The organism is Leucobacter sp. (genome assembly GCF_053528595.1).
Map to the genome: position 1 here is coordinate 33,473 of NZ_JAIVPF010000074.1, position 17,775 is coordinate 51,247.

Here is a 17,775-nt window from a genome sequence, read left to right on the forward strand (position 1 = left end):
CACGGTGCCGGGCAGCGCGTCCGCCTGGCTGCCGCTGACGCCGGCGCAGCAGGGCCTGTTCTTCGCGCAGCAGCTCGACCCCGGGAGCCCCGCCTGCACGACGGCGGAGGTCGTCGAACTGCACGGCGAGATCGACGCGGACCGCCTGGCTGCCGCGATCGAGCGAGCGTACGACGAGTTCGAGCAGCTCCGGACCGAGTTCCGGCTGACCGCGGAGGGTCCCGTTCAGCGGGTGCGGGAGGCGGGTGCGGTGCATCTCGAGCTCGCCGAAGCCGACACCCCCGAGGCCGCCGACGCGATGATCGAGGCCGCCCTGGAGCGTCCGCTGGACCTGCTCGACGGCGAGACCACGCGCACGGGGCTGATCCGGCTGCCGGGCTCGCGCACGTGGTGGTGGCACGCCGCGCACCACGTCGTCTGCGACGGCTACGCGGCGCAGCTGCTGCTGCGCCGGATCGCCGAGCTCTTCGACGCGGGCGAGGCTCCCGGCGAGACGCGGGAGCGGATCCCGCTCGCCGCCCTCGTCGCGGAGGACCATCGGGCCCACGGGTCCGAGGCGTTCTGGGACGAGCGGCTCGCGCGCATGGCGGGGCAGGCTTCGCTCGCGGGCCGCACGCTGCAGCCGGCGCACCGCGCGCTCCGCCGCGAGATCGATCTGGACGAGGAGCTGCAGCGCCGGATCGCGGCGGGGGCCCGGGCGCTGGGCTGCGGCTGGACCGACCTCGTGATCGCGGCCGCGGGAAGCTACGTCGCGAGGTACGCGGGCCTCGACTCCGCCCGGATCGGCCTCCCGCTCATGAACCGGACGCTGCCCGGGATCGGCGCCCTGCGCAGCGCGCGCACCGTGTGCACGGCGATGAACGTGCTGCCCGCCGTGATCCCGGGCACGGGAACCGTGCACGAGGTGCTCGCCGCGTGCCGCGCCGAACAGGAGGCGCTGCGCCTGCACCCTTTCGAGCGCCAGGAGCGGCTGGCCCGCCGGCTCGCGCGACGGACGGGGCTCGACCTCTTCGGCATGCAGGTGAACCTCGTCCCGTTCGAGCTCGAACTGTCCCTCGGACCCGCCGTCGGCACGGTGCGCAACATCACGGCGGGGCCCGTCGAGGACCTGACCCTCACGGTGCGCGGCGCACCCGGACGGGGCCGGCGCGTGCGGCTCGAGCTCGACGCGCACCCGGACCTGTACGACGCGGCGTCGCTCGACCTGCACCTCGCGCGCCTGCGGCACTGGATCGACGTCTGGGCGACGAGCGATGGGCCGGCGCGCGTCGCCGATCTCCAGCTGCTGCCCGACGACGAGTTCGCGTATGTCACGGCCGGCTGCAACGACACGCATGTCGGCCGGAGCCCCGCCACCCTCGGCCGCCGCTTCGTCGACCGGGCGGGGCTCGTCCCGGAGACCGTCGCCCTGCGCAGCGGAGGGGAGAGCCGCAGCTACGCGGAGCTGCTCGAGGGGGCGCGCCGCATCGCCGGCGGTCTGCGGGCGCGCGGGGTCGGAGCGGGGGACGTGGTGGGGGTCCGCCTGCCGCGCGGATTCGAGCTGTTCGAGGCGGTGCACGCGGTCGCGCTGCTGGGTGCGGTGTACCTGCCGCTCGACCCGGAGCTGCCGCAGACCAGGATCGCGATGATGCTCGAGGACGCCGCGGCCGCCGCGGTCATCGACGATGTCGGATCGCTGCGCGCGGAAGAGCCGTGGCGCGGCGACCCGCCGGATGACGTCGATGCCGCGGCCTACCTCATCTTCACCTCCGGGTCGACCGGCCGTCCCAAGGGCGTGCTCGTCTCGCACCGGGCCATCGACAACCGTCTCGCCTGGATGCAGCACCGCTTCGGGCTGGGCCCCGGGGAACGTGTGCTGCACAAGACGCCGATCTCGTTCGACGTGTCGATCTGGGAGCTGTTCTGGCCGCTGCAGGCCGGGGGCGCGGTAGTGATCGCCGCGCCTGGAGAGCACCGGGATCCGCGCGCGCTGGCCCGCACGATCGTCGCCGAGGGGGTGGGCGTGCTGCACTTCGTGCCCTCGATGCTGCGCGCCTTCCTGGCCGACGAGCGCAGCCGGGGGATCATCGCCGCTGAGCATTCCGAGGCCGCCGCGAGGGGTGCGAGAGGCCCGGTGCGAGCGGTCGTGATGAGCGGCGAGGCGCTCGCCGCCGACCTCGTCGCCGGATCGGAGGAGTGCTTCGGCGTGCGCCCGACGAACCTCTACGGTCCCACCGAGGCCGCGGTCGACGTGACCGCCTGGGAGTGCGGCGAGACCGAGACCGCGGCGGGCGCGGGAGTGCCCATCGGGCGACCGGTCTGGAACACCTCGTGCCTGGTTCTGGACGCTCGGATGCGCCCCGTGCCGGTCGGCGCCGTCGGAGAGCTGTGGCTGGGCGGGGAGCAGCTCGCCATCGGCTACGCCGGCCGGCCCGAGCTGACGGCCGAGCGCTTCGTGGAGACCTCTTGGGGGCGCCTCTACCGCACCGGAGATCTCGCGAGCCGGAGACCGGACGGCGCGCTGCTCTACGCCGGCCGCACCGACGACCAGGTGAAGGTGCGCGGCCAGCGCGTCGAACTCGGCGAGATCGAGGCCGCGCTGGGAGGGGCGGCGGGCGTGACGGGACTCGTCGCCGGGCTCGCGGACGACCGGCTCGTCGTGTGGTTCGCTGCGGCGCGAGCCGCCGACGACGCGGAGGGCGAACTGCGACGGGTCGCCGAGGCCGTGCTGCCGTCGGCGTTCGTGCCGAGCCGGTGGATCCCGGTGCCGGGGATTCCGCTCAGCAGCAGCGGCAAGGCCGACCGGCGGCGGCTGCTCGCGGAGCATCCGCCTCCCGCCGTCGCCGAGGCGGGCACGGGTCCGCGGGGTCTCCTGGAGCAGCGGATCGCGGGAATCGTCGCGGAGACGCTCGAGCTGCCCGCCGCGCCGGTCGACGCGAGCTTCTTCGACCTCGGCGGCGATTCCCTCTCGGCGCTGCGGCTGCTCGGTCGGCTGGAGCAGGATCTCGGATGCGAACTCGGCCTGGCGGAGATCTTCGCCCACCCGACCGCCGCTGGGCTCGCCGCGCGTCTCGACCGTGCGGGTGGGTCCGGCGGCGGCGATGCGCCGGACGGCGCCGCGGATCTCGCCGAGGTGCTCACCCTGCGCGCCGGAGCGGAGGACATCCCCCCGCTCGTCCTGCTCCCGCCGGCCGGCGGGCTGGGCTGGTGCTATACGAGCCTGCTCGCCGGGCTGCCGCGTTCGCAGCCGGTGCACGTGATCCAGGCTCCCGGCCTGGGCCGCGGAGCGCCCGAACCCGTGGCAGACCTGGCCGCACTCGCGCGCCGGCAGCTGACGGCCGTCCGCGGAGTGGTCGGCGGCGGTGCGTTCCACGTCGCCGGGTGGTCGCTGGGCGGGATGGCCGCGCACGCCGTCGCGGCGCTGGCGCGCAACGAGGGGCAGCGAGTGGGGGCGGTGGTGCTGCTCGACGCGTACCCCGCCGAGCAGTGGCAGCATCTCGCCGAGCCGACCGAGTCGGAGGCGCTCGTCGGCGTGCTGCGGCTCGGCGGCCTGGACGAGACCGACCCGCGCGAGGCCGAGCACCTGGAGCGGGACGCGGTCGTGGAACGACTGCGGCGCTCCGGCAGCGCGCTCGCCGCGCTGCCGCCGGCGCTGCTGAACGGCTGCGTCGCGAGTGTGATCGAGGCGACGAGGATCGTGCGCACCGCGCCCCCGGTTCGCCTGCCCGGCGGGCTCACCGTGATCACCGCTGCGGCTCCCCGGAGCGAGACCCATCTCGACGCGGATGGCTGGCGCGCGCACGTCGCCGGAGAGGTGCGCATCGTGCCCGTCGGAGTCTCGCACGCCGAGCTCGTGCGCCGCCCGGCCTCCGGGCGCGTGGCGTCCGTGATCGCCGACGAGATCGCCGCGGCGCGGGAGAGATGGAGCGCGGGCCGGCGCGCAGCGGCGGATCGTGCCCGGGCGGCGGTCTCGTGACGGTCGTCCGCTTCCTCGAGGTGCCCGATCCTCGCACCGGGACCGGGACCGGGACCGGGACCGGTCCTCCGCCCCGCTGGATGACCGCGGCGGAGGAGGCGCGCCGAAGCCGCATCGTGCGCGCAGCCGATCGAGCGGCCTACGACGCGGCGCACCTGCTCGTGCGGGAGTGCGCCGGAGAACTGCTCGAGTGCGAGGCGGGGGAGCTCGTCCTGGCGCAGCGTTGCCGGACCTGCGGCAGCGACGCCCACGGTGCGCCGCGGATCGAGGGTGCAGCGGTGCACGTGAGCCTCAGCCACACCCGGGGCTGCGTCGCGGCCATCGCGTCGCGGTCCCGCTGCGGCATCGACGTCGAGCGCGCCGGAGCGACGGTGCTCCGCCGGGTGCTCACCGACGACGAGGCGAGGTGGGTGCATGCGCAGCGGACTCCCGGCGACGCCTTCGCGATGCTGTGGACCCGCAAGGAGGCGCTCGTCAAAGCCGGACTGGGCACGCTCGACCGCGTCCACCTGATCGAGGCTCTGCGCCCGCTGGCCGGAGCGCGGATCGGCGAGTGGCGCGGCCGCGCCGGCGGGGTCTACGGCGCCTGGTGCGTGCGCGAGGAGCGACCGAGCGCGACGAGACCCTCCGGCAGTGCACCCCGCCACCAGGCGTAGTCGTGCCCGCCGGCGTACTCGACGCATTCCGCGTCGATGCCGACGGCGGTCATGCGCCGGTGCAGTGCGCGGTGCGGCTCGAGCAGCATCCACTCGTGCGTGCCCACTTCCAGCCGGAAGCGCGTCTCGGCATCCGTCGCGCTCCCCGGGATGCGCTCGAGCGTCCGCTCGCCGAGCCAGAGCGAGGCGGACTGGGAGAGGACCATCCCGAAGGCGTCGGGGCGTTCGAGCCCGCAGCGCAGAGCCACGACCCCGCCGAGGCTCTGCCCGGCCACTCCGCAGAGTCCGGCGGGCGCGGGAGCGTCCAGGAGCCGGCGCGCCCAGGGCAGGTAGCCGTCGGCGAGTTCGTCGACGAAGGATGACCCGCCGCCCAGCGTGTCCCAGCGGTGCTCGACCCCGCCGGAATCCACGAGGATCGCGCTGAGGGGCGGTGCCTCACCCGCTCGGATCATCGCCTCGAGCGTCGCGCCGAGATCGAACTGCTCGGCCCAGACCTCGCCGTCGAGGATCACCCACAGCGGGCGCGGGCCCGTGCCGTGGTCGAAGACCCAGCAGCGGCGGCCGTCGGGCCCGGTCGCGGTGCGCAGCGCGGTCGGGCCGACATCATCGCGGGCGGGCGGGCGGAGCCAGCGCTGGGGCGGAGCGGCGGGCCCCTCGGCCACGGAGAGCGAGTGGCCGGAGCGGTTCGGGCAGCGCTGCGGGTTGCGCGGATCGGGGTGCGCGCGCTGGAAGAGCGCGCGCAGCGTGATCGGCTCGGGGCTGCGCCAGGGGGCGGGGTCGGGGCCCTGGTGCACCAGGAATCCGTAGGAGCCCCGCCACTCCGGTTCGAGCGCGTACGAGAGGTGCCAGATGTCGGTGCCGGGCAGCCGCTCCAGCTCGGAGTGGGCGAGGTCGGTGCCGTCGGCGAGCCGGTTCACGAGCAGCAGAACGCCGTGGGCGCTCGGCGAGCGGTACAGGAAGGTGAGGATCGGCCGGCCCGCCGCGTCGCGCTCGAGCAGCGGCGAGCGCGCGCCGGGACCGGCCCAGAACTCCTCGACGGCGTGATCGAGCCGCGGATCCCCGGCGACCGCATCCGACCCCGGGCGCGCCGCGCGGAATCGGGTTCCGAGTTCGGCGAGCAGTGGGCTCGCGCAGCGGGGCGCCGGGGCCGGCCGGGGGATGCGCGGCGGGCGGCGGCCGTCGCCGGCCCCGGGTGCGGTGCTGCACGGTGCGTCGTGCTCCGGCTGCGTGGCGACCATCGGTTCGTCGGCTCCCCTCGCGCGAGCACGTTCCAGGCCCGCGTTGAACATCAGATGTATGTATGTATATCCTTATTCTGACCTGATGTGAGAGAGAAGTCGATTCTCCGCCGCTCGCCGCTCGTCCCGCACGAGGCACCGAGTCGCAGGACGAGCAGCGCCTGCCGGCGGGTCTCGGAGGCGTGAAGAAGGGGTATCCGGTATGCGATTCAGCGCCCGTGCACGACTGGGGGCGATCGCACTCCTGGCGGCGCTGATCCTGAGCGGCTGCGCTGCCGGTGACCCGGCTTCGCCCGGCACGGCGACGGACGCGGACGGCCCCACGGCGCACGGCCTGGCGGTGGGCGAGGAGGGGATCGCCGACGGCGTACCCGGCCTCGAGGACGGCACGCCCATCCGGGTGATCGAGGATGTCAAGCACGAGGCGGTGGCGGTTCCCGTCGAACCGCAGCGGGTCGTCACGCTCAGCGAACCGACGCTCGACGGCGCCCTGGCGCTCGGCGTGACCCCGGTCGGCTCGGTCAACGGACGCGGGCAGACCACGATGCCCAACTACCTGCTCGATCGCGCGGAGGGCATCCCCGCGGTCGGAACGGTGGCGCAGTTCAACTTCGAGGCCATCGCCGAGCTGAAGCCCGACCTGATCCTCACCTACGCCTCCGGCGGCAACAACGCCGAGTCGGTGGCCATCATGGAGCGGATCGCTCCCGTGTACTTCGTCGGCTACGCGGGCGCCGAGTGGAAGACGACCTTCCGCAACGTCGCGAACGCGCTCAACCTGCAGGAGGACGCGGAGCGGATCCTCGCCGATCTCGACGAGCATGCGGCGGAGGTGGAGGATCGCCTCTCCGACGCGGGGTACGAGGACAAGACCTTCTCGATCGTGCGCTGGCAGGGCTCGAACGCCTCCCTCATCCTCAAGGAGCTGCCGCCGGGCATGGCACTCGAGGCGATCGGGCTGGCCCGTCCGCCGGCCCAGGACAAGGAGGGGCGCGGGCACTCCGAGCCGATCTCGCTCGAGAACCTCGACGACGCCGACGCCGACTACATGTTCTTCGGCACGCTCGGCGGGTCGAGCGTCGGCAACCCGGTCGCGGGCGGCACCGCCGACCTCTCCGGCGCCGAGCAGGCCTATGCGGAGGCGCAGGGGGTTCCCGGCTTCACCCGTCTCAAGGCCTATCGCGACGGGAACGTGATCCTCGTCGACGGCTCGCTCTGGACCTCGACCGGGGGGCCGTTGCTCATGCGCGGGATCATCGACGCGGTAGAGGAAGCGCTGCTGTGAGCGTTCGACGCCTGATCGCCGTGAAGCCCGCGCTCACCGCGCTGCTGGTCCTCGGTCTCGTCGCGGGGATGGTCCCCGCGGCGCATGCGAACGCCGATCCGGTCGCCGACCCGGTCGACACGTCGGTGGAGCAGCCGGTCGCCGAGACCGAGGAATCGCAGGCCCCGGCCGACGACGCGGCGGCTCCGAACGACGCCGCCGCGCCCCCTCCGGCGGTGACGGTGCAGCCCCAGAACGTCGAGGCCGCGGCGGGCGCCGAGGCGGCGCTCGTGGTCGTCGCCGCGAACGCCGCCTCCTATCACTGGGAGCGGCTCGGCGAGCACGGAGACCCCGCCGACCCCGCGGCGTGGACGGAGCTCGACGCGGTCGGGCAGCCGAGCGCGCTCACCGAGCGCCTGGTGTTCGCCGCGGCGGAGCCCGGGCACTCCGGCACCTACCGCGTGCGTCTCACCGGGGCGGACGGGGCATCGGTGCATTCGGATCCGGCGCAGCTGCTGGTCGCGGATGCGACGGAGGCCGAGGAGTCCGTGGACCCGCAGGTCCCGGGAGCGGACGACGGCGACGGCGCAGACGCGCCCGCCAACGATGCGCCGGTCGCCCGGCAGCCGGAGAGCCGTCTCGCCGCGGCCGCGGCGGCGCTCACCGTGGTCGAGCAGCCGCAGCCCGTCAGCGCGGCTCAGGGCGCCAGCGTGCGGCTCTCGGCGCAGGTGAGCGGCGGGGCCGATCCGGTCGCCGTGCAGTGGCAGCGCAGCACGACGCTGAGCGCGTCGAGCGTCCCCACGGGCTGGACCGCCAGCGGACTCGACCGGGCCACGACGCCCACGTTCACCTTCAGCGCTGGGAGCAGCCCTCATCAGGGGAACCGCTGGTACCGGGCCGTCTTCACGGACGCCGACGGAGTCCAGGTGATCACCGACGCCGTGAAGCTCACGATCGTGCCCGCTCCGGTCGTCACGACGCAGCCGAGCGGCAGCACGGTGCGGGAGGGCGGGACGGCCGTGTTCACGGCGACGGCATCGGGCGACGGGATCGCGGTGCAGTGGCAGAGCACCGCGGCGGCACTCGCCGACGGCGAGGCCGATGACGACACCTGGGCCGACGTGGCCGGGGCGACGTCCGAGACGCTGACCATCGCGAACGCCGCCCTCTCCGGCCACGGCACCTTCTACCGCGCGGTGTTCACGAACGACGCCGGCTCGACGGCCAGCCGTCCCGCGCAGCTGCGGCTCTTCGAACGCCTCGACACGAACTCGCCGGTCTCGGTGGCCGGCGAGTCGTACGGCCCGGTCGGGTTCCCGCAGCAGTCGTTCTCGGTCTCGGCGCCGAATGCGATCGTGGCGGGCGAGAAGATCGTGATCACGGGCGAGGGGTACCTGCACACCGACGGCCGGCGCGGCTCCGTCGTCAACTTCATGCTCGACGCGGCCTACTCCGGCGATCCGGCGACGCTCGAGAGCACGCGCACGATCACCAATCCGGCCACGGGCGAGACCTTCGACGATCCGCGGTCCCACGGCATGGTGCAGGCCGATGCGAGCGGCCGCTGGCGCATGGAGATCCCCTGGCCCGATCATACGAACACCACGCAGACCCGGGAGTTCTTCGCGCAGAACTGGGGAGCGGGCAGCCAGCACATCGTGCGCATCCTGAGCGGCTCGCAGCTGCAGGGCGACTACCAGCGCGGTATCTCCGTGCGCTTCACCGTGGTCGACGCGCCGACCGCGCCGGCCGCGGCCCCGGAGATCACGCTGCAGCCGGGCGACGTCTCCGCCGTCGCGGGGGAGTCCGCCGTCTTCACCGCTTCGGCCTCGGGCATTCCGGCGCCGGAGGTGCAGTGGCAGTCGCTGACGCCCGGCGGCGATTGGCGCGACATCCCGGGAGCGCGCGACCGCGAGCTGACGGTGCGTGAGGTGAAGACGACGATGTCCGGCACGCAGTACCGCGCGGTGTTCTCGAACCCGGCGGGACGGGCGACCACTCGCGCCGCCGAGCTGGCCGTCGCCGCCAGCGAGGTCGGGGTGAGGACCCACCCGGCGTCGCAGAGCGCGGAGGCCGGAGAGCGGGCGCGTTTCGTCGCGGAGGCCACCGGAGCGGAGATCGTCACCCGCTGGGAGCGCAGCAGCGACGGCGAGGAGTGGGAGACCATCCGGGGCGCGAACGATGCCGTGCTCGTGCTCGAGGGCGTCACGGCGACCGACGCGGCCTGGCGGTACCGGGCGCGCTTCAGCAACCCGGGCAACCCGGACGGCGTGACCACGAACCCGGCGACGCTGACGGTGACGCCGCGCGAGAACGTGCGCGAGTACTGCGGCGCGTCGTACGGGCCCGCCGGGTACGAGGGGGCGCCGTTCTGCTTCTCCGGGCCGGAGAAGGTCGTCGTGGGCGAGGACATCGTGATCAGCGGGACGAGCGGCTATCGCGCGACCGACGGGCGCACCGGATCGGTGGTCAACTTCTTCCTCGACGCGCTCTACTCCGGCGACCCGAACACGGTCTACGTGAAGCAGCCGGTCGAGCACCCCGTCACCGGCGACCCGGTCGATGACCGCCGCACCCATGCCATGGTCCAGGCGCGTTCGGACGGCACCTGGACGGCGACCATCCCGTGGCCGACCGTGCAGACGGTGTCGAAGACCCAGGACGGCCGCGGCGGCTTCTCTCAGCAGGAGCTCGCACAGCGCTTCGCGCCGGGGACCACTCACGCGGTCCGGATGCTCTCGGGATCGCTGCTCGGCAAACCGACCGACGTGCAGCGCGGAGCGACCCTGTTCTTCACGGTCGTGGAGGATCCGAGCGATCCGATCGAGGTGCGGAAGCCGATCTACCCCCATGAGACCTACGCGTCGCCGGGTCAGGACGACACCGCGTTCGCGTGGGTGCCGACCACCGCGGATTCGGGCGCCAGCTTCCCGCTCACCGGAACGGGGTGGCTGACCAAGGACGGGCGGGCGGGATCCGTCGTCGACATCAGACTCCAGGATCAGAACGGGGCCCACTACCGCCACGCCGGCACGGCGGCCGATCCGCATCCCGTGGCCGCCGACCCGACCGTGTGGCAGCGGGTTCACGTGCGCGCGGCCGGGGTGCTCTCCACCAGGATCGAGCTGCCCGCGAAGGCGCGCGCCGGGAGCTACGTGTCCGTGCGGCTGACCACGCACGACGACGGGACCGCCCTCGGCGATGTGGAGCGCGACTGGACGTCGCAGCCCATCACCGTGGACGGCCTGCCGTACTCGCCGCCGGTCACGAAGGGGTGCACGGCGGAGCCGGCCGAGGCCAGCTACCGGCTCGCCCCCGGCATGCAGGTGCCGGCCGCGAAGATCGGCGGCAGCATCCGGCTCACCGGCCAGAACTGGTGCAACTCGGTGACGGGCAAGGGCTCCTACATCGCCATCAAGATCAACGACGGCGCATACTCCCACAAGGGCAGCGCGGTGGCGCGGGTGTTCAACGCGGCGGCCGGCAAGGAGAGCGGCGTCTGCCGAGCGGATGTCTGCCGGAGCAACAAGACGATCTGGTACGTGATCGAGGCCGATGACGACGGCAGCTTCGACGTGAACGTCCCGGTGCCGACGCGGGGCAACACCAACCCGGGGTTCGCCGAAGGGTCGTACACCCTGCGGATCATGACCGGAACGCTCGCGGGGGATCCGTACTACGGCGGCAAGCGGGAGGCCTCGCGCACGCTGCAGAGCCCCGAGTTCACGGTGGTCTGCGAGACCTGCGACACCACGAACGCGAAGCCGGGCAAGCCGACCGCGCCGCCGAAACCGCTGCACGCCGGGCAGGACCTCACCGCGGGTGTCCGCGGTGGGGTGCAGCTGGAGCAGCAGGCCGACCGGTGGCTCGTGACGGTGCCGAAGGGCAAGCCGGGCGACTGGGTGTACGTGAACGTCTACGACGGCACGAGCCCTCGCTTTCCCTGGAAGACCGAGTGGTTCGAGCTCGATGCGAAGCGCCGGGCGGTGCTGCCGCTGGACGGGGTGCAGCTGCCCGCCGGCACGAACAAGCTCTCGGTGCAGGATCGCACCGGCGGGCTGCTCGGGTGGACGCGCGCCACCGTCGCGGCGGCGGAGAAACCGGCGACGAACTCCGGAGGCTCGAAGAACGGCACCCGTACCGTGCCGGCTGGCGTGCGCTTCGCGACGAGCGCCGTGCAGGCGAGCACACCCAAGCCCGGCGGCGTGCCGGAGCAGCCCGTCGACGCCTACGAGGATCTCGTGCGCGCGAACGCCGGCGACCTGACCGCCGCGGAGCGGGACGGCGGGCTCGAGGTGACGTTCCCCGAGTCCGTGCACGGGAAGTGGGTGTTCCTCTTCCTGTACACGGAAAGCGGCAGAGTCGTGCCGGTCGACTGGGTGCGCGTCGGTGGGGACGGTACGGTGATGCTCGACATCGAGCAGTTGCCGAGCGGGGGGAACCGACTCGCCTTCGTGGGCGAGGACGGCGAGCTGATCGGCTGGGTGGCCGCGGACGGCGGGGAGCGGGGAGCATCCGGCGGTTCCGCGGCGGCGGGAGTCCCGGCGGTCGCCGGTCCGGCCGCGGTCACCGGGATCGCCGGGCTCGCGGATGACTGGACCCTCGTGCTCATCGGCCTGGCGCTGCTGGTGCTCACCGGATCGGCGGCCGCGGTGATCGTGCTGCGCAGCCCGCAGCGACCCGTCCCGGCCTCGGCGCCGCCATCGGCGGAGCCGAGCTGAGCGGTGGCGAGAGACGAGAGAAAGAGGAATGCAGAAGTGACGAAGCGACAGCGCACGTCCAGTGCGAGCACGGGAATCCGCGCCGTCGGGAGGCTCTCGGCCGCGGTCCTGGCCGCGGCGGGTCTCCTGCTCGGGCTCTCCCTCGGCGGAGCGGCCCAGGCGCTGCCGCCGGACGGGCCGGGTCCGGAGACGCCGGGCACCAGCTCGCGGGTGTGGCCCGCCGAGGTGGCGGTGGGCGACCTGCTCTACTTCGAAGTCTCCGGATACCCGCCCAACGAGACCGTCTACATCAAGATCGACGACGGCGCGGCGTGCAGCGATACCTCCCACGGCGCCTGCGTCTACGCCACCCAGGCGCTCGACGCGAACGGCTACGCCACGGGGTCGATCGTGGTGCCCGATCTGCCGCAGGGAGCGCACTGGCTCCGGATGCTCGCGACCGGCGATGTGTTCGACTCCAAGACCGGTGAGAAGCTCGGTTACGAGGGATACACCCGTCGGGGCGGCAACGACTTCACCGTGGTCGCGGGCGGATCGGGCGGCGGCGGGGCCGCCGGTGCCGGGGCGCTGACCGGCGGGGACACCGGCGCGGGAACTGCTGGCGCCGGCGGTGAGGGCGAGGGCGAAACCCCGGCCGAGGGCGGGGAGCTGAAGCTCGACGTGGGCGACGAGGAGCCGGCGGCAAGCATGGACGACCTCACGACCACGGTCGAGGAGGGCGCCGGCGGCGATGTGCAGCGCGTCGAGGCCGCTGCCGCGCCGGCGGCGACGGCGTCACTGCCCTGGGCGGGGATCGGGGTGCTCGGCGGAGCGCTGGTGCTGGGCAGCCTCGGGATCGTCTGGGCGCTGCTGCATCGCCGCAGGATCGCCGCGGCGGGAGCGTCGCAGGCCGGCCCGGCCGCCTCGCCGGAGGGCGGAGCGGTTCGCCCAGAGTCCGAGGCATGAGCTCGGCGACGGCGATTCCCCCCGTCGGAGCCGACCTCGTCCGGCCGGCGTCCGTCAAGGCCGGGGCCCTGGTCGCAGGGGCGATCGCGCTCGTGGTCGCGGTGCTGCTCTCGCTCTCGGTCGGGTCGAGGGGCATCCCCCTCGACGAGACGTGGCGGCTGCTCCTCGCCCCCGACGCATCGAGCGCGTCGACCGTGCTGCACGAGCTGCGCGTTCCGCGCACGCTGCTCGGGATCGCCGTGGGGGCCGCGCTGGGTGTGGCCGGCGGCCTGATGCAGTCGCTCACCCGGAACCCCCTTGCGGACCCGGGGATCCTGGGGATCAACGCGGGCGCCTCGGTGGCGGTGGTGCTGGTCGTCGCGCTGACCGGGGTGAGCGGGATCGGCTTCTACCTGTGGTTCGCGTTCGCGGGGGCGGCTCTCGCCTCGGTGGCCGTCTATGCGCTCGGCAGCTCCCACCGCCAGGCTGCCACGCCCGTGCGCCTCGCACTCGCGGGCGTGGCCATCAGCGCGGCGCTGCAGGCGCTGACCACCACGATCATCCTCGCCGATCAGACCGCCTACAACGAGTTCCGCTTCTGGGTCGCCGGGTCGCTCGAGGGACGGCTGTACCCCGTGCTGCTCACGATCCTCCCGTTCGTGCTGAGCGGCCTGCTCATCGCGGTGCTCCTGGCGCCGGCGCTGAACGCGCTCGCGCTCGGCACCGAGACCGGCCGCGCCCTGGGAGTGCGGGTGCGGGCCACCCGCGCATGGTCGATGATCGCCATCACCCTGCTGTGCGGAGCCGCGACGGCGGCCGTGGGGCCCATCGGCTTCGTCGGCCTCGCGGTGCCGTTCGCGGCGCGGCTGCTCGTCGGCTCGGATCAGCGGTGGGTCACGGCGATGTCCGTGCTGCTGGGGCCCGCCTGGCTGCTGGGCGCCGATGTGATCGCGCGCGTGGTGGTGCCCGAGGAGGCCCAGGTGGGCATCGTGGCCGCGCTCCTCGGCGCGCCGATGTTCGTGTACATCGTCCGGCGGCGAAGGATCGCGGCGCTGTGAGCGAGGGAGGGGCGATCAGCACCGCCGCGCGTCCCGACGCATCGAGCCGGGATCTCGGGATCTTCCGCGCGCTCCGCCGCCGGCACGCGACGCTGCGCATCGGCGGCCTGAGCTTCCGCTTCGAGCGGCGCAGCGCGACGGTGTACGGACTCCTGCTGCTGAGCGCGGTCATCGCGGGCGCGGCGGGGATCCTCATCGGGGACTATCCGATCTCGCTCGGCCAGGTGGTCGCGTCGTTGGGAGGAACCGCGGACGATCCGCTCGCGCAGTACTTCGTGACCGAGGTGCGCCTGCCGCGTGCCGTGAGCGCACTGCTGGTGGGCGCCGCGCTCGGGATGTCCGGCGCGATCTTCCAGACCCTGTCGGGCAATCCGCTGGGCAGCCCGGACATCATCGGGTTCACGACGGGGGCGGCCACGGGCGCGCTCGTGCAGATCATCCTCGTCGGCGGGAGCACGTTCGCCATCGCGGTCGCCGCGGTCGTGGGCGGGCTGCTGACGGCGGTGCTCGTGATCGCGCTGTCGTGGCGGCGCGGCGTGGCGGGCTTCCGTCTCGTGCTCGTGGGCATCGGCGTCGGTGCGGTGCTCGCCGCGGTGAACTCGCTGCTCGTGGTGCGGGCTCCGCTCGAGGCGGCGCAGACCGCGTCGCAGTGGCTGGCCGGGTCGCTCAACTCGACGCTGTGGCCCGAGGTTGCCGCGGTGGCACTGGCGATCGCGGCGATCACGCCGATCGTCGTCTGGCAGTTCGGCCCGCTCTCGCAGTTCCCGCTGGGCGACGACACCGCGACGGGGATCGGCGTGCGGGTCGGCCGTTCGCGCATCGTGCTCGTACTCGCGGGGGTGGGGCTCATGGCCGTGGCCACCGCCGCGACCGGCCCGATCGCGTTCATCGCGCTGGCGGCGCCGCATCTGGTGCGGCGGATCACGCGCACGGCGGGTCTCGGGCTGTTCGGCGCGGCGCTGATGGGAGGGGTGCTCGTGCTCGTCTCGGACCTCATCGCACGGCGGCTGTTCGCCCCGACCGAGCTCGCTGTGGGCGTCGTCACGGGAGCTCTCGGCGGCCTCTACCTCGTGTGGCTGCTCGCGATCGAAAGGAAACGGCTGTGACCCCGAATGCGAACGGAAGCCGACTGATCGGCCGGGACCTCGCGGTGGGCTACGGGGGCGACCGCAGGATCCTGAACGGGGTCGACGTGGCGATCCCCGAGGGGGAGTTCACGGTGATCGTCGGCCCGAACGCCTGCGGCAAATCGACGCTGCTCAAGGCGCTCGCCCGCATGCTGCCGCTGCAGCGGGGCGAGGTGCTGCTCGACGGCGCACCGATCCGCAGCTACTCGCCCAAGGCCGCGGCGCGCAGATTGGGGCTCCTGCCGCAGTCGCCCGTCGCACCCGACGGCATCACCGTGGCCGATCTCGTCGCGCGAGGCCGCTATCCGCACCAGAACCTCCTGCGGCAGTGGACTCCCGAAGACGAACGCGCGGTGGTCGATGCGCTGCTGGCCGCGAACGTGGAGCGACTCGCGGAACGCAACGTCGACGAGCTCTCGGGCGGGCAGCGCCAGCGGGTCTGGATCGCGATGGCGCTCGCGCAGCAGACGCCGATCCTGCTGCTCGACGAGCCGACCACCTATCTCGACATCGCCCACCAGGTCGAGGTGCTGAACCTCGCGCGCCGTCTGCAGCGCGAGGGGCGCACGATCGTGCTGGTGCTGCACGAGCTCCATCTCGCCTTCCGCTACGCCACCCACCTCATCGTGATGCGCGAGGGGCGCATCGAGGCGAGCGGTCCGCCCGAGCAGGTGGTGACGGAGGAGCTGATCGAGCGCGTCTACGAATTGCCGTGCCGGGTGATCCCGGATCCGGTCACGGGCAGGCCGCTCGTCATACCGCTGGACGTCGAGGCCGAACGGAGCACGACGCCGACGCGAGCTTAAGATCAGATGAAGCTTATGCTACCCTCATTCAGAGCAGGTGTGAATGATTCTCGCGCCCGCGTGTGCCGCTGTTGGCCCGAGTCGCCCCGGCTCACCGGGGCTTCGGAGAGGTTGCTGTCATGAATGTCCCTGGATCCGCGATGCTCGATCGCCCCCTTCACCGTCCGCTGGCCCTGCTGATCGCCTCGGCACTCGCGCTGACCGGTCTGGTCGCCGCCGACGCGCTCGCATCTCCTCCCGCGCAGGCGGCCGAGCAGACCTACACCCACGTCGACGGCGCAACGGTGACCTACGACTCCGAGGTGGTCGCGGGAGAGCCGATCCCGCTCTCCGGCACCCACTGGACGACGAAGGCCGGGCACTCGGTCGGCGACGGGGAGTTCGATGTCCGAGAGGGCGACGAGGGGTCGATCATCGGCGTGAAGTTCATGGCGGGCGGCGCCACGGGCAACGCCCTCCGCACCCAGAAGGTCGTCAACCCGTGGAACGGCGACACGGACTACGCGAGCCCCGACGTCTGGGACATCGTCCAGGCCGCCGGCACGGGGGAATGGTGGGACGAGCAGGCGTGGCCCGGGGTCGAGTACGGGGAGTGGCGGACCGAGATCCCGTGGCCCACGGCCGAGATCGCCCAGAACCCGCCGGCCCTGCAGCCGGGGGACACCTTCAGCCTGCAGCTGCTCAGCGGAACGCTGTACGGGAACACCGTCGGCAACCAGGGCCTGCGCCCCGACGTCTCCCGCACCGTCAATCTGAGCTTCACTGTCGTCGCCCCGGCACCCGAGGTCTCGCTCTCGACCCAGCAGGTCGAGCAGCACGGCGACCTCTGGTTCACCCTTTCGGGGTTCGCACCCGGGGCGCAGGTGATCGTCGATCTGGTGGACGCCGAGGGGGCGACGGTGGTCTCGAAGCCATTCGCGATCGGGGCCGATGGCAACACCGACGATCCGGACGGACAGACCTATCGCAAGCTGACCGTTCCACGAGATGCGGTCGCGGGCGGTGACTACGCGGTGATCGTGCGCGACGCCGGCTCCGGCGAGGCCCTTGCGTCGAGCGGAGCCGTGACGGTCACGGCCGCCACGACTCGCGTCTTCAACCCCGGCGACCATGCCGGCGGGGTCGAGGACCTGCTCGTGCAGCAGGGCGGCACCTGGACGTTCCGAGCCGTCGGCTTCGCACCGGGCGGTACGCTCACCGCGACCGCGGAGATCGGCGGAGAGACGGTCGAGCTCGGCGGGATCGGGCAGATCAGCGCCTCGGAGAAGGCCTGGCGACTCGATGCCAACGGGGATACCTCGCGCGAGGGATTCACGCGCGTGCAGCTTCCCGAGACCGCGCCGGAGGGGCCGCTCGAGGTGACGTTCGGCGATGGGGAGACGCAGCTCTCCCGCACTCTGGTCATCGAGTCCCCGCCCGAGGCCGTCGTCACGGTCGCGTCGTCCGCGCAGATCGGCGGCACGGTCCGCGTGAGCGGCGAGGGCTTCCTGCATCCCGATGGCGAGCAGGGATCGCGGGTGGCGATCAAGATCGACGACGGCGCCTACTCGCGGCTCGACTCCTCGACGCATCAGAACCGGACGATCTGGTGGATCGTCGACGCCGACGCGAACGGAGCGTTCTCCGTCGACATGCCGGTCCCGAACGGCACCGGGGCCGACTCGGGTGCGACGCTCGGCTCCCAGCCCGCGCTGGTCCCCGGGTCCGCTCACACGCTCCGCCTGCTCACGGGGAGTCTGAAAACGGGGGACCGCTCCCGCACGCTGCAGTCGTCCGCGTTCTCGGTGACCGCCGCGCCGGATCCGGGTGCCACGCCCCCGGTGGTGACCGCCGGCCCGAAGAGCGTGTCGGTGGTGGACGGCTCTCCGGCCGCGTTCACCGCGAAGGCTTCGGGTTCGCCGGTGCCGTCGGTGCGGTGGGAGTCGAGGAAGGGTTCGGGTTCGTGGGCGCCGGTCGCGGGTGCGACGTCGTCGACGTTGCGGCTTGCGAAGGTGTCGGCGGGTCTGTCGGGTACGCAGTACCGTGC

Annotated in this window: 10 protein-coding genes; 9 read left to right on the forward strand and 1 reads right to left on the reverse strand. The window is 73.1% G+C overall.

Annotated features, from left to right (window positions below; translation table 11 throughout):
• Positions 1–4 precede the first annotated feature (4 nt).
• Positions 5–3,955, forward strand: coding sequence for an amino acid adenylation domain-containing protein (locus ACWKZU_RS14870; protein ID WP_449283113.1), 3,951 nt, complete (start codon positions 5–7; stop codon positions 3,953–3,955).
• Complete coding sequence (locus tag ACWKZU_RS14875) at positions 3,952–4,611, forward strand: 4'-phosphopantetheinyl transferase family protein (RefSeq protein WP_449283114.1); 660 nt, start codon at positions 3,952–3,954, stop codon at positions 4,609–4,611. Before ACWKZU_RS14870 ends, ACWKZU_RS14875 begins: the two co-directional genes overlap by 4 nt.
• Here ACWKZU_RS14875 and ACWKZU_RS14880 read toward each other — a convergent pair.
• A complete protein-coding gene (locus tag ACWKZU_RS14880; RefSeq protein ID WP_449283115.1) occupies positions 4,533–5,849 on the reverse strand; it encodes an enterochelin esterase domain-containing protein in 1,317 nt (438 codons plus the stop codon). The two genes, ACWKZU_RS14875 and ACWKZU_RS14880, sit on opposite strands and share 79 nt — an antisense overlap.
• 202 nt (positions 5,850–6,051) lie before the next feature.
• Here ACWKZU_RS14880 and ACWKZU_RS14885 point away from each other — a divergent pair, with 202 nt between their 5' ends.
• From ACWKZU_RS14885 to ACWKZU_RS14915, 7 genes are all read left to right on the forward strand, one after another.
• Positions 6,052–7,134, forward strand: a complete 1,083-nt coding sequence (locus tag ACWKZU_RS14885; RefSeq protein ID WP_449283116.1) for an iron-siderophore ABC transporter substrate-binding protein — start codon at positions 6,052–6,054, stop codon at positions 7,132–7,134.
• Entirely contained in the window at positions 7,131–11,834 is a 4,704-nt protein-coding gene (locus ACWKZU_RS14890) for a hypothetical protein (RefSeq protein WP_449283117.1), read from the forward strand. The genes ACWKZU_RS14885 and ACWKZU_RS14890 overlap by 4 nt, the downstream gene beginning before the upstream one ends.
• 36 nt (positions 11,835–11,870) lie before the next feature.
• Positions 11,871–12,779: a hypothetical protein gene (locus tag ACWKZU_RS14895; RefSeq protein WP_449283118.1), complete on the forward strand. Its 909-nt coding sequence runs from the start codon at positions 11,871–11,873 to the stop codon at positions 12,777–12,779.
• Positions 12,776–13,816, forward strand: coding sequence for a FecCD family ABC transporter permease (locus tag ACWKZU_RS14900; protein WP_449283119.1), 1,041 nt, complete (start codon positions 12,776–12,778; stop codon positions 13,814–13,816). The genes ACWKZU_RS14895 and ACWKZU_RS14900 overlap by 4 nt, the downstream gene beginning before the upstream one ends.
• The gene (locus ACWKZU_RS14905) at positions 13,813–14,922 is read left to right on the forward strand and encodes a FecCD family ABC transporter permease (RefSeq protein ID WP_449283120.1); all 1,110 of its coding nucleotides are present in this window, start codon (positions 13,813–13,815) and stop codon (positions 14,920–14,922) included. The genes ACWKZU_RS14900 and ACWKZU_RS14905 overlap by 4 nt, the downstream gene beginning before the upstream one ends.
• Positions 14,919–15,749, forward strand: coding sequence for an ABC transporter ATP-binding protein (locus tag ACWKZU_RS14910; protein WP_449283121.1), 831 nt, complete (start codon positions 14,919–14,921; stop codon positions 15,747–15,749). The genes ACWKZU_RS14905 and ACWKZU_RS14910 overlap by 4 nt, the downstream gene beginning before the upstream one ends.
• Positions 15,750–15,868: 119 nt before the next feature.
• On the forward strand, positions 15,869–17,775 hold a 1,907-nt coding region (locus ACWKZU_RS14915; RefSeq protein ID WP_449283122.1), incomplete at its 3' end, for an immunoglobulin domain-containing protein.

Bases quoted from the DNA above. Each gene is read 5' to 3' on its own strand.
- ACWKZU_RS14880 (WP_449283115.1), bottom strand. From the start codon at position 5,849: ATGGTCGCCACGCAGCCGGAGCACGACGCACCGTGCAGCACCGCACCC.
- ACWKZU_RS14885 (WP_449283116.1), top strand. From the start codon at position 6,052: ATGCGATTCAGCGCCCGTGCACGACTGGGGGCGATCGCACTCCTGGCG.
- ACWKZU_RS14900 (WP_449283119.1), top strand. From the start codon at position 12,776: ATGAGCTCGGCGACGGCGATTCCCCCCGTCGGAGCCGACCTCGTCCGG.